Consider the following 12643-nt stretch of genomic DNA (forward strand, 5'->3'; position numbering starts at 1 on the left):
GGATGTGGACGCCCGGCCACGGAACCCACGGACACGGTGTACGACGGATACCGACAGGTGACCACGACCCGGCCGTGGGCCGGCCTCCTCCACGGCGTCGATGCCGCGGGTGACGACGGTAGGGTGGCAAGCCGTGAATGACTCTTCTCCGTCGGATGTACGGCCGACGGTGTCGGATCCGGACCGCAAGGTGCGGCTGATGGCCGCGGCGGCGATAGCCCTCCGGGAGCTCGACGACGTCCTGGTTCCTCTCGGTGAGCTGTTCGCGTCGGCAGGTCACGAGTTGTACCTGGTCGGCGGCTCGGTGCGCGACGCCGTGCTGGGCCGCCTCGGCAACGATCTGGACTTCACCACCGACGCGCGTCCCGAACAGGTGTCCCGTCTCCTCAAGGGGTGGGCGGACGCGTTCTGGGACGTCGGGATCGAGTTCGGCACGGTCGGCGTCCGCAAGGGCGACCACCAGATCGAGATCACCACGTTCCGCGCCGACACCTACGACCAGGTCAGCCGCAACCCGGAGGTCACCTTCGGCGAGACCCTCGAAGACGATCTCGTCCGCCGCGACTTCACCGTCAACGCGATGGCCGTGCGGATCGGCGCCCGGGGCGCCGAGGACTTCTGCGATCCGCTCGACGGGATGACCGCGTTGCTGGCCGGTGTCATCGACACCCCGGCGACACCCGAACAGTCCTTCGGCGACGATCCGCTGCGGATGCTGCGTGCTGTCCGCTTCATCTCCCAGCTCGGATTCCGGCTCGCGCCGCGCGTGTGGCAGGCCATCACCGAGATGAACGGAGAGATCGAACGCATCACCGCCGAACGTATCCGCGCCGAGCTGGACAAGCTCATCTGCGGTGAGTTCCCGCTGGACGCGATCGGCGCGATGGTCGAGACGGGCCTGGCGGAACGGGTGATGCCGGAGATCCCCGGGATGAAGCTCACCATCGACGAGCACCACCAGCACAAGGACGTCTACCAGCATTCGCTGACCGTCCTGAAGCAGGCGATCGACCTCGAGGAGGGCGATCCCGACCTGGTCCTGCGCTGGGCGGCACTGCTGCACGACATTGGCAAGCCCGCGACTCGACGCCACGAACCCGGCGGCGGGGTGAGCTTCCATCACCACGAGGTGGTCGGAGCCAAGATGGTGCGCAAGCGGATGAGAGCGCTGAAGTATCCGAAGGCTGTCGTCGCCGACGTCGCGGACCTGGTGTTCCTGCACCTGCGGTTCCACGGATACGGCGACGGTGCCTGGACCGATTCCGCGGTGCGGCGCTATGTCAACGACGCCGGTCCCCTGCTCGACCGGCTCAACAAGCTGGTGCGAGCCGACTGCACCACGCGGAACAAGCGCCGCGCCCGCCGGCTGCAGCAGAACTACGACAACCTCGAACAGCGGATCGCAGCGCTCAAGGCGGCGGAGGATCTCGAGAAGGTTCGTCCCGACCTCGACGGCAACGCGATCATGGAGATGCTGGGCGTGCCGCCCGGCCCGATCGTCGGGCAGGCCTGGCGGCATCTGAAGGAACTCCGCCTCGATCGGGGGCCGCTGAGCCACGAGGAGGCCGAGCAGGCTCTACGGGAGTGGTGGGCGTCGCGCGGAGAGAAGTAGGCGCGGGGAGAAGTAGGCGCGGAGAGAAGTAGGCGCGGACAGAAGTTGGGCGCGGCGAGAAGTGGGTGTCAGCTCCCGGAGTGATGCTGCGCCGCCGGCGTGAACACCTCGACCGCGTGCGGGACCGCCTCGAACACGGCGGGCAGTTCCCCGACGAGATCGCCGTCGACGGACACCAGTGCGGGTGGATCGCAGTACAGCTCGACCTCTGAGCCGCGCATCGTCTGGACCAGGGGGTGATCGACGTGCTTGCCGGTGAACACCTTCGGGAAGACGCCGGCGAGCGTCGGTCGGGCCAGGCGCGGCGGGTTCTTGGCAAGCGTGACGTCGAGCAGTCCGTCGGACACCGATGCCGTCGGGGTGATCCGCATCCCGCCGCCGTACGACGTGGTGTTCCCGATGGCGGCGAAGATGAGGTCGGCCTCGACGGTCTCGTCGTCGACACGGACCTGATAGTGCCGTGACCGCAGGGCGATGAGTTCGAGCAGCGCGGCGATCGTGTAGCGCGCCTGTCCGCGGGGCCAGCGCATGTCGATGGCGCGTGCGGTCACCGCCGCGTCGAAACCGGTGGCGGCGACCGTGGCGAACAGCGCGGTCCGGCCGTCGGGGAAGCTGACGCGGCCCAGGTCGACGGGCTGCCGGTGGCCGCCGAGAATCACCTTGACGGCCTCGGCGGTGTCGAGCGGGATGCCGAGATTGCGGGCGAAGTCGTTGCCGCTGCCGGCGGGGATGACGGCAAGGGGTTTGCCCGAGCCGATGCTGGCCTCCACCGCGAGCCGGATCGTGCCGTCCCCGCCCGCGACGGCCAGGACGTCGGTGTCACCCCGGGCGGCCTTTCCGGCGAGGTCGGCGGCGTCGGCCATGTCCTCACCGACGATGACCTCGACCTCGATCTCCTGAGCCCTAAGAAGGTCGGCGGCGTGATGGGCCACGCGCATGCCGGTTCCGTGCCGCGCGTATGGGCTGGCCACGATCGTGGCGTGTTCGATGGTCATCTGGTCGGCCCCCCGCCGATTGAGTGATCCGTTACAGTGTTACACATCATGTCAATCCGTAACGAGGAGATCGGGGATCTCGTTCTGGACGCGGCCAGGGTCTGCCTGCTGCGTAATGGCGGTCGCAAGGTGACCGTCTCCGAGGTCGCCCGCCGAGCAGGGGTGAGTCGTCCCACTGTCTACCGGCGCTGGTCCGACATCACCGAGATCATCCGTGATCTGCTCACCCGCGAGGTTCTCACCATCGTCGACGACGTGGTCGGCGAGCGCGGTGAGCCCGAGGACCTCGACGCACTGGCCGACCAGGTGGTGACGGTGGTCGGGGCGTTGCGCGACAGCGAGCTCATCTCGTCGCTGTGGCGTGAACAGCGCGACTTCATGGCGCCCTATGTGTTCGAACGTCTCGGCACCAGTCAGCAAGGGATGCTGGCCCTGCTGGCGGACATGCTCGCGCACGGCCAGGGTCGCAAACAGGTACGCGCCGGCGACGCCAAGCGGATGGCGTCGATGGTGCTGCTGATCGCGCAGGGTTTCCTACAGTCGGGCGCGCTGGTGTCGGACATCCTGGCCGAGGGATGGGGTACCGAACTCCACAGCGTGGTCGTCGGCTACCTGCGACCAATGCCGTGAGGGTGTCGTTCTGATGGCCACGTTGTCCGTGCGAACCCGCCGACGGGCTCTCGAGTCGCTGGCGTCGACCGCCGAACCGGTCGACCTCCTCGTCGTCGGCGGCGGGATCACCGGTGTCGGTGTCGCGCTCGACGCCGCCACCCGTGGTCTCCGTGTCGCCCTCGTCGAGCAAGGTGACCTCGCGTCCGGCACCTCGCGGTGGAGCAGCAAACTCGTCCACGGCGGACTCCGGTACCTCGCGAAAGGTGACGTGCGAATCGCCCGGGAGAGTGCCGTCGAGCGACACCATTTGATGACGTCGATTGCCCCACACCTGATCTCGCCGCTTCGGCAGATCCTTCCCGATCGTGGCGAGCGCCAGACCTCGATTCTCCGCGCCGGTATGCGTGCGGGAGATCTGTTGCGCCGCACTGCGGGAACGTCGAGCTCGCTGTTGCCGCCGCCGTCGCGGATGTCGGTCATGGAGACCCTCGGGCGGTGCCCGACCCTGTCGCCGGCCGGACTCCGCGGCGGTGTGTCGACCACCGACGGCCAGTTGATCGACGACGCAAGGCTCGTCGTCGCCGTGGCGCGCACCGCGGCCGCGTACGGCGCGTTGATCTGCACGCACACCCGAGCCGATCGGGTCGACGGTCGGGGTGCCACGCTCACCGATCTCCTCTCGGGGGAGAGCTTCGACGTCGGCGCACGGATGGTGGTGAACGCCACCGGGGTGTGGTCCGGATCGGTCGACGACTCGATCGCCGTGCAACCCAGCCGCGGAACACATCTCGTCGTCGACGCGGCGACCTTGGGCAACCCGACCGCCGCGCTGACCGTACCGGTGGGAAATTCGTTGTCCCGGTACGTCTTCGCTCTGCCCGCCCAGTTGGGTCGCGTCTACATCGGTATCACCGATGTCGCTGCCCCGGGCCCGATCCCGGATGTCCCCACCCCGGACGACGCCGAGATCGACTTCCTGCTCGACGCGATCAGCCCGGCACTGACACGGCCCCTCGATCGCTCCGACATCACCGGCGTGTTCGCCGGTCTGCGGCCGCTCATCGACGAGCGCGGGACCGCCGATGGCGTGGCATCGGAAGGCCTCGCGGACGTCTCCCGCCGGCACCACGTCCGAGTGCGCGGCGACGGCTTGGTGACCGTGCTCGGGGGCAAACTCACCACCTACCGCCGGATGGCCGAGGATGCGGTCGACGCCGCCCTGGCCACCACCGAACTGACCGCGGGTGAGTGTGTCACCACCACGACTGCGCTGGTCGGAGCTCTGCGCGCCCCGCGTGAGTCGGGACTCCCACCGTCGCTGGTGGCGCGCTTCGGCGGGGAGGCGCCGACGGTAGTCGAGTCGGCCACCGTCGACCGACCGCTGGAGCCGGTCGCGCCCGGTATCGACGTCACCCGCGCCGAGATCGAGTTCGCGGTCACGCACGAGGGTGCCGTCGACGTCGACGACGTCCTGCACAGGCGGACGCGGATCGGGTTGGTCCGGCGCGACGCGGACCTGGCCCGGCCCGAGATCGAGACGATCGTGGGCGTCACACTCGCCTGACATCGCCGGCCGGCGTCGCTCCGACCAGCGAGGTCGCCTGTCGGCGGTGTGGCGCGCGCTGGTGGGGTTTTCTCGGCCACCAGTTCACGGTGCCGAGCCTCGCCGCGATGAGGGGGACGACGATTGTCCGGACGACGAACGTGTCCAGCAGGAGACCCATTCCGATGATGAAGCCCGCCTGCACCAGCGTGGACACCGACCCGGCCATGAGCCCGAACATGCTGCCCGCGAAGATGATCCCGGCCGAGGTGATCACGGATCCGGTCTTGACGATGGTGCGCAGCACACTGACCCTGGTGCTCGTGATCGACTCCTCCCGCAGTCGTGAGACCAGGAGCATGTTGTAGTCGGCGCCGACGGCGACGAGGACGATGAAGGCCAGCAGGGGAACCGTCCAGTGGATGGATTCGCCCAGGATGTACTGGAAGAACACGACTCCCACTCCGAGTGTTGCGGCGTAGTTGAGTACTACGGTCATCAACAGGTAGAGCGGTGCCACGATTGCGCGGAGCAGGGCCATCAGGATCAGTCCGACGATGAGGAGCGTCGCAAGGGCCAGAACCCAGAAGTCCCTGGTCATCAACTCCTGGAGGTCGGAGTTGATCGCCGGGAAGCCCGCCATGGAGACCTCGGCGGCGTCGAGAGTGGTGTTGGGCAACGCACTTTCGGCGACGCCCCGGATCCCGTCGCTGAGGCGCATCGCGTCGGCCGAGTAGGGATCGCTGGATGTCTGCACGATGAACCGGACGGTCTTGCCGTCCGGAGAGACGAACTGCTGTGCAGCATAGGCAAATCGGTCGTCATCGAAGGCGTTCGACGGTAGGTAGAAGCCGACGGCCGAATCGGTGCTGCCGACGTCTCGTGAGGCTGCGCGTAGCTGGGTGGCGAGCTGTGACATGCCCCCGAGCATGTCGAGATTCGAGTCGACGAGGGATCGTACCCCGTCGGCGAGGAGTCCGGCCCCCTCGGCCAGCTGATGTACTCCGCTCTGCAACTGTGTCAGCTGTCCGGACAGGTCGGCCGGGATCGAACCCACCGTCTGGTTCAATGACTTTGCCGCACTCTGCAATCGGCCGACCACCTCGGATACCGGGGTGTCTGCGGACTGAAGATCGTCGCCGAGCCGGGCCATCTCGGTGAAGAGCCCGCTGCGGTGTGTGCGCACCAGATCGCGTGCCCGGGTGCGGAGCTGGACACACGTCGGCACCGCGTCGCACCAGGGCGTGTCCAATTGGGGCACCACAGGCGCGAGTGCGGTGATCGCGTTGTCGACGCTTTCCGCTGCCGGCCGTAGCGAGTTGCTCGTACGCATCAGGTTGTCGATCGCAGGTGCGTTGTCTCCCAGCACCGACAACATCGGTTCGTACTGTGCCAGAGCCGAACCCGTGGACTGCACCTGGGTCAGTAACGGCGCGAGCGGTGCGAGGCCCTCGCTGATCTGCCGATCGAGGAGTGCCAGAGCGTCCGCAAGTTGGTCGGCCCCGCCTGCGAGGGTCTCCAACTGGCCACGTCGGGAAGTGCCGGCATCGACGGACTTCTGCACCTCGTCGCCGATTCGAGCGTTCTGCCAGGGCAACTCGGCCTGTTCGAGACGGGTGCCGGTCGGTCGGGTTATCCCGACGACTCTGGTGACCCCGGGCATCTGCGCGACTCGCGTCGCCATCTGCTCCAGGTCGGCGAGTCCGCGTGCGGTGCGCATGTCCCGAGGTGACTGGATCAGGAGGAACTCCGCGATCACGGTATCTCGCGGAAAGTGGCTGTCCAGCAACGCGTAGCCGAGGTTGCTGTCGGATCCGGTGGGCTGACCGGTGCGGTCGTCGTAGGTGACCTGCATGGTCGCGGCCACAGCGCTCAGCGCGAGGAGCGTGACCATGCTGACGGCGAAGAGCGGGCCCGGGTGACGAATCACCAAGACGCCCACCCTGTTCCAGTACTTCCTGGTGAGTTCGGTGCGGGGCAGACCGATGCCGCGGCGCGCTGCCGTGGACAGCAGAGGCGGCAACAAGGTCACCGTTGCGGCGAACCCCACGACGACCGCGACCGCGCAGGCGGGACCGACCGACGCGAACGCACTCAATTTCGCGAGAAGCATCGCGAGGAACGCCAGGGCGACAGTCGCCGCCGAGGCGAGGATGACTCGTCCGATCGAGGCGGCGGCGTCGACGATGGCATCGTCGGGATCCATGCCCTGTCGGAGTCTCTCGTGGAATCTGCTGATGAAGAAGACCGAGTAGTCCACCCCCGCGCCGAGCAGGATCGCCGTCATGAACGCAATGGTGAACTGGGACAGCGGGAAACCCGACTGGCCGAACCACGACAACAGTCCTCGGCCCACCGCGAGGCTCATGCCGACGACGATGAGCGGGAGAAGCGCGGTGAACACCGAGCGGTAGACGATCAGCAGGATCGTCACGATCAGCGCGATCGTCGCCAGGGTGATGACGGTCAGATCGGCTTCGGCGGTGGTGATCTGGTCGCTGAAGGTGGCGGGCGGTCCGGTAACGTGCACCGACGTTCCGGTGCCGTCGAACGCGTCCCGCGCGATCTCCCGAACCGCTTCGATCGCCAGGGTGGAGGTGGTGCCGCCGATTGTTCCGGCGACACCGACCGGCAGGTACCACGCTTGCCCGTCCGCGCTGGTGGCCTGACGCGCAGTCTGGGGATCACCGACGAGGTCACGGACCGACAGCACGTGCTCGGAATCGGAACGTAGCCGGTCGACCATCGTCTCGTAGCGATCCCGGACGGTTTCGGACAGTCCTGCCGGGTTCTCCATGGTGACGAAGACAGAGTTGGTCGCGCCCTTCTCGTCGAAGGCCTCCCCCATCCGGTCCAGCGATTGGAAGGACGCCACGTCGCGAGGTAGCGGATCGAGCGACTGCTCTCGGACGACTGCCTCCAGCTGCGGGAACAGGATCGCGAGCGCAGCCGCGGTCGCGATCCACGCCCCGACCACGGCGAGCTTGTGTCGCAGTGTGAACCGAGCGAGCCGTTCCAGGGTCGGGCTGTACTCGCCACGTCGCTGCGGTTTCGGCTGCCGCCCGCCGGTCGGGGGCGGCACGTGATCGGTCTTGCTGACAGCGTCCACGACGACCTCCCCGATCCGATACATACTGGATCGCAACGCTACAGGATGTATCGAAACTTGCGAAGGGGGTTGTGGCGCGGGAAATCAGGACTTCCGGTGGGCCGCGAGGAAGTCGTCGACGATCCGCTCACGATCGGCTGCGGTCAGGGTCAATATTCCGGAAAGGCGGGCGAAGACCAGAGGACCGGCGAGTTGCAGGACAGCCAGGTCGTGGTCGACGTCCCCGAGCTCGGCCTGTGCGATGTCGCTGTCGAGGAAGTGGTCGAGTGGTGCGCGATATTGGGCGATGACCCGCTCTCGCAACTCGGCCAGTCGGCGTTCGCGATCGGTGGTGTGCTCCGGCGAGTCGGTGCTGATGGCCAGCCAGGCCAGCACGGTCGTGTGCATCGGCGCGCTGTCGGCGAGCGCGGCGTTCTGATGCATCAGTTCGACGAGCTGGTCTCGTAACGAGCCGGTGAGTTCCGTGGGTTCGATCGCGTCGGGAAGCAGACGGTCGAAGGCCGCCGCGAGCAGATCGCCAGTGGTGCCGAAATGCCGGTACAGGGTGGTTCGCGCGACCTTGGACGCACGGCTGACGGCGTTCACGGTGACCGCTTCGACTCCACCGCTCTTCAGCAACGACACCGCCGCGTCGACGAGTCGTGTGCGGGAACGCACTCGACGCGGATCTTCGTCGTCACCCAGGTCGTCTCTCGGTTCGGACATGTCGTCGCTGCGGCGCGGAGCGCCGTCTTCGTCGGATTTCACGTGGCCGTCCTGGATCCCTGAGAGGCTGATCGATCTGTCAATAACCCATGGTGCGCAACGCATCTGCGAGACGGTCGAGGTCTTCTCGCTGAACGTCGAGGTGTGGGCTCAGCCGGAGGACGGGCGTCTCGGTTGCCAGCGGGGCCCGCCAGGCGTCGGCCGCGGTGACCAGGATGCCGAGGGAGAGCAACTTGTCCCGCGCGGCGGCAACGTCGTCGAACTGCCAACCGGGGGGCGGCGCCAGGGTCACGATCGCCGACGGCTCGTCGAGGGGTTCGAGGACCTCCCAGCTGGCGATGCCGTGCAGCCGCTCGCGGGTGGCCTTGCCGATCGTCGCCAGCTCACGAAAGACCCGTTGTTGTCCGATGTCCAGGAGTTCGCGGACCGCGATCCCGAGCCCGAGACGGCCGGCGATGAAGGCATCTGATCCGTCGATCTCGACCGGCCGCAACGAGTCTCGGCGTACCGCGACGAAACCGACGCCGCGCGGGCCGGTCAGCCACTTGCGGCTGGTGCCGTAGACGACATCGGCGCCGGTCACGGTGGGGACGTGACCGACCGACTGGGCCATGTCGACGACCACGGGCACGCCGGCTCGGTGGGCGAGTTCGACGATCCGCGCAACCGGCTGCACCGCGCCGGACATCGACCCGATGTGGCAGACGTGGATGAAGTCGGGCTGCTCGAACTGCAGCATGTTCTCGAGCGCATCGGTGTCGATGTGGCCGTACACGTCGCCGTCGGGCATGGTGTGCACGGCGTAACCCCGACGCTCGAACTCCTCGAGGTTGGGGCCGAACTCGTTCTTGGCCACCCAGACCGTCGAGGTGACGGGGAGACTCCAGTTGGTGAGCAGTGCGCGCAGTGCTGCACGGGCGCTCTCGCGGAAGATGATCTCGTCCGCCGTGTGCCCGAGCAGTGCGGCGAGATTGCGTGTGTCGCGGGCGATTTCCTCGGCGCGATCGTCGGCGGCGACGTAGGAACCGCGCTCGGTCTCACGCCACAGGTGCGCGGTCATCGCACCGATCACCGCGTACGACGATCGGCCGGCGGAGGCGGAGTCGAGATGCGCGAGGGCTGGTTTCAGCCGCGCTGCATGCCATTGCTCGCCGAGGTCGCTGACGTACATAGGGCCTCAACCTACCGGGTACGGACGGTCTCGGTCACACGCCGGGTGTGATGTGGCATGCGATCGATGGAACCGGGCGGGGTGGTGCTTGCGTCCAACAACGCATGGACCCGGTGATCGAGTATCTCTTCGGGCCCGGCGACGGTTCGACGACGCGCTGGTCCACTCCTGCAGACACCACTCTCGGCGATGCCGGGCCCGACGCGGTCCGACTCGATTTCGACGGTGACGGTCGGCGCGACGACGCGATGTGGGACACCGACGCCGACGGCATCGCCGACGCGGCCGCGCTCGACACCGATGACGATGACGTGCCCGACGCGTTCTACCGCGATTCCGGCGCGGGTCTGTGGGACCGGGCCGTTGCCCGTGACGCCCTGGGTGCCGGTGCTCCCCACGACCCGGCGCCCGAGGACCACACCTCGGGTGAACCCGACGGGTCACGCCTCCTGAGACTCGACCTGGACGCGGACGGAGACGCCGATGCCGAACTGGTGGGGGCGGAGAGGGGCGGTCGGGTCGTGGCCGAGCGCCTGTACGTCGACGCCGACGGCGACGGCACGACCGACACGGTGGTGGTGGATCTGAACGGGGACGGGGTCGCCGACGCCGCCTATGACAGGCGCGATCCGCGGTTCACGCGGCGGGGTCGGTGAGGGCCTGTGGGCCGGCCGTCGGCTCACCGACCGCCACGGCGCGGTTGTACAGGGCACGTACCGCCACCATGCCCAGGAGGTACAGCGCCACGCCGAGGACGACGAGCACGGTGGCATGACCGTCGACGGGGATCGCCACGGCCGCCACGGTGACCGCGCCGACGTAGGCGATGTTGAACACCGCGTCCTGCACCGAGAACACCTGACCTCGCACCGCGTCGCCGACGTCGACCTGCATCGCGACATCGCCGCACAACTTGGCGACCTGACCGATCAACCCCAGCACGAACGCCGACCCACAGATCACCGCGAAGTGGAATCCGAGGACCGTGACCTCGGCGATCGCCCCGATGGCCAGCGCGCACATCAGCGTCGGGTACCGCCCGACGCGGGCCACCGCGATCGGGGTGACCACCGCGGCGAGGAGGGCACCGGCTCCGGTGAATCCGATGACGAGGCTGACGCGGTCGAGCCCGTCTCCGGGTCCCATCTGCCGCGTCAGCACCAGGATCATGAGCGTGTTCATGCCGAACACGAGCCGGTGGGCGCCGATGGCCGTGAGTGCGGCCGCAACGGTCTTGTGGTGCGCGACCGCCCGGGCGCCGTGCCACAGACCTACCGACACCGCGTGGAACGCCGACCTGCCCGGATCGTCGGGTACGTCGGGACCCAGCTGCAGCGGTCGGAATCGGTGGGCCAGACCGCCGGACACGACGGCGAGTGCGATGCCTGCCAGCATGGTGAGTGCACTGCCCGAATTGTCGTCGCCGAAGATCGCGCGCAGACCCAGCGTGATCCCGAGCCCGACGCTCAGCATCGCGCCACCGAGGGTGGTGAACAGCGCATTGGTCGCCACGATCACCTCGCGCCGGGCGACGTGCGGGAGTCCGGCGGACAGGCCGGCGGCCACGAACCGGCTCGCGCCGGTGGCGGCGAGCGCCGAGATCAGCACCACGACATCGGGGGCCCCGGAGGCGACCGCGATCGCGACGAGTCCGATGATCGCGCCGCGCAACAGGTTCGCGTACAGCAGCACATTGCGTCGATCCCAGTGGTCGAGCAGTGCTCCCGCGAACGGTCCGATGAGCGAATACGGCAACAACAGCACCGCGAGACCCCCGGCGACGGCGAGCGGATCCGCGTGGCGTTCGGGGTTGAAGAGGATGCTTCCGACGAGTGCGGCCTGGAAGATCCCGTCGGTGACTTGGCTGGAGAGACGGACGAACAGCAACCGTCCCAGGCCTGGTGAATGACGGAGCGAATCGATGAACACCGACCAGCCTCGGCGGCGGCTCACCTCGGTGCTGTTCACTTGTTCAAGCGTACTCACCGACGGGTTGCGGGTCCGTCGACTGTGGCGTGTTCGGGACTCGACGGACGTGCGATGATGGCTGAGTGGCGGGCGGTGACGACGCAGAGGATCCCACACCGGAATTCCGCTCCGGGGATCCTTCGGCGGGCAGCGGTGGCGGTGGCCGCATGCCGGGGGTCCCGTGGGATGCAGATCCCACCCATCGCGTCCGGCCCGGAACCGCACTCATCGCGTCGACCGATCTCATCGAGCCGACCTTCGCGCGCACGGTCATCTATGTCATCGAGCACAACGAGGCCGGCAGTCTCGGCGTGATCCTCAACCGCATGAGCCAGACCGCGGTGCACAATCTGCTGCCCCAGTGGACGGACATCGCGGCGTCCCCGCGCGCGCTCTACGTCGGCGGTCCGGTCAACCAGGACGCGGCACTGTGCCTGGGCGTCATGAAGCACGGTCACGACGTCGAGGACCATCCCGCTCTGCGCCCGGTCGACGGCCGCGTCGTGCTCGTCGATCTCGACGCCGACCCGGAACCGCTCGCCGAGGTGCTCGAAGGCGTGCGCATCTTCGCCGGCTACAGCGGATGGGGTATCGGTCAGCTCGACGACGAACTCGACCAGTTCAGCTGGATGCTCGCCTCGGCACTCCCCCGCGACCTGCTGGCCCCGCCCGCAACCGACGTCTGGTTCGACATCCTCCGCCGGCAGCCCTGGCCGCTGCCGCTCCTCGCGACTCACCCCATCGACCTCAGCCTCAACTGACCCCCGTTCCTCGCGACGCATCCCATCGACCTCAACTGACCCCCGCTCCTCGCGACGCATCCCATCGACCTCAACTGACCCCCGCTCCTCGCGACGCATCCCATCGACCTCAACTGACCCCCGCTCCTCGCGACGCATCCCATCGACCTCAACTGACCCCCGCTCCT

General features: G+C 67.9%; 10 protein-coding genes. 5 read left to right on the plus strand and 5 right to left on the minus strand.

All coding sequences use genetic code 11. From position 1 onward, the window contains the following. The first annotated feature begins 169 nt into the window (after positions 1-169). The gene (locus tag NWF34_RS20835; protein WP_024497950.1) at positions 170-1612 is read left to right on the plus strand and encodes a CCA tRNA nucleotidyltransferase; all 1443 of its coding nucleotides are present in this window, start codon (positions 170-172) and stop codon (positions 1610-1612) included. Between the two features lie 68 nt (positions 1613-1680). On the opposite strand, the gene NWF34_RS20840 is transcribed toward NWF34_RS20835, so the two are convergent. Further along, the gene (locus NWF34_RS20840) at positions 1681-2607 is read right to left on the minus strand and encodes a diacylglycerol kinase family protein (protein WP_024497951.1); all 927 of its coding nucleotides are present in this window, start codon (positions 2605-2607) and stop codon (positions 1681-1683) included. Between the two features lie 48 nt (positions 2608-2655). On the opposite strand from NWF34_RS20840, the gene NWF34_RS20845 reads away from it, so the two are divergent. Next, a complete protein-coding gene (locus NWF34_RS20845) occupies positions 2656-3237 on the plus strand; it encodes a TetR/AcrR family transcriptional regulator (protein ID WP_024497952.1) in 582 nt (193 codons plus the stop codon). Positions 3238-3250: 13 nt separating this feature from the next. Beyond that, positions 3251-4783 (plus strand): glycerol-3-phosphate dehydrogenase/oxidase, encoded by a 1533-nt coding sequence (locus tag NWF34_RS20850; protein WP_024497953.1) that lies wholly within the window; start codon positions 3251-3253, stop codon positions 4781-4783. Here NWF34_RS20850 and NWF34_RS20855 read toward each other — a convergent pair. The 3 genes from NWF34_RS20855 to NWF34_RS20865 are packed head-to-tail and all read right to left on the minus strand — an operon-like array spanning position 4770 to position 9747. After that, a complete protein-coding gene (locus NWF34_RS20855) occupies positions 4770-7895 on the minus strand; it encodes an RND family transporter (RefSeq protein WP_248664844.1) in 3126 nt (1041 codons plus the stop codon). The two genes, NWF34_RS20850 and NWF34_RS20855, sit on opposite strands and share 14 nt — an antisense overlap. A gap of 60 nt (positions 7896-7955) precedes the next feature. Next, the gene (locus tag NWF34_RS20860) at positions 7956-8618 is read right to left on the minus strand and encodes a TetR/AcrR family transcriptional regulator (RefSeq protein WP_024497954.1); all 663 of its coding nucleotides are present in this window, start codon (positions 8616-8618) and stop codon (positions 7956-7958) included. Between the two features lie 37 nt (positions 8619-8655). Beyond that, positions 8656-9747 carry an aminotransferase class V-fold PLP-dependent enzyme gene (locus tag NWF34_RS20865; protein ID WP_006438696.1) on the minus strand — a complete coding sequence of 364 codons (1092 nt, stop codon included), beginning with the start codon at positions 9745-9747 and terminating at the stop codon, positions 8656-8658. Positions 9748-9851: 104 nt separating this feature from the next. Between NWF34_RS20865 and NWF34_RS20870 the strand changes: the two genes are divergently transcribed. After that, positions 9852-10403 (plus strand): hypothetical protein, encoded by a 552-nt coding sequence (locus NWF34_RS20870; RefSeq protein ID WP_024497955.1) that lies wholly within the window; start codon positions 9852-9854, stop codon positions 10401-10403. On the opposite strand, the gene NWF34_RS20875 is transcribed toward NWF34_RS20870, so the two are convergent. Beyond that, positions 10384-11715: an MFS transporter gene (locus NWF34_RS20875; protein ID WP_024497956.1), complete on the minus strand. Its 1332-nt coding sequence runs from the start codon at positions 11713-11715 to the stop codon at positions 10384-10386. The two genes, NWF34_RS20870 and NWF34_RS20875, sit on opposite strands and share 20 nt — an antisense overlap. A gap of 167 nt (positions 11716-11882) precedes the next feature. Between NWF34_RS20875 and NWF34_RS20880 the strand changes: the two genes are divergently transcribed. Next, positions 11883-12476, plus strand: coding sequence for a YqgE/AlgH family protein (locus NWF34_RS20880; RefSeq protein ID WP_081712392.1), 594 nt, complete (start codon positions 11883-11885; stop codon positions 12474-12476). Positions 12477-12643 lie beyond the last annotated feature (167 nt).

Origin of the sequence: Gordonia sp. GONU (assembly GCF_024733855.1) — a bacterium.
GTDB classification, from domain to species: Bacteria; Actinomycetota; Actinomycetes; order Mycobacteriales; family Mycobacteriaceae; genus Gordonia; species Gordonia amicalis.

Bases quoted from the DNA above. Each gene is read 5' to 3' on its own strand.
- NWF34_RS20855 (WP_248664844.1), bottom strand. From the start codon at position 7,895: ATGTATCGGATCGGGGAGGTCGTCGTGGACGCTGTCAGCAAGACCGAT.
- NWF34_RS20865 (WP_006438696.1), bottom strand. From the start codon at position 9,747: ATGTACGTCAGCGACCTCGGCGAGCAATGGCATGCAGCGCGGCTGAAA.
- NWF34_RS20850 (WP_024497953.1), top strand. From the start codon at position 3,251: ATGGCCACGTTGTCCGTGCGAACCCGCCGACGGGCTCTCGAGTCGCTG.
- NWF34_RS20845 (WP_024497952.1), top strand. From the start codon at position 2,656: ATGTCAATCCGTAACGAGGAGATCGGGGATCTCGTTCTGGACGCGGCC.
- NWF34_RS20840 (WP_024497951.1), bottom strand. From the start codon at position 2,607: ATGACCATCGAACACGCCACGATCGTGGCCAGCCCATACGCGCGGCAC.
- NWF34_RS20880 (WP_081712392.1), top strand. From the start codon at position 11,883: ATGCCGGGGGTCCCGTGGGATGCAGATCCCACCCATCGCGTCCGGCCC.
- NWF34_RS20870 (WP_024497955.1), top strand. From the start codon at position 9,852: ATGGACCCGGTGATCGAGTATCTCTTCGGGCCCGGCGACGGTTCGACG.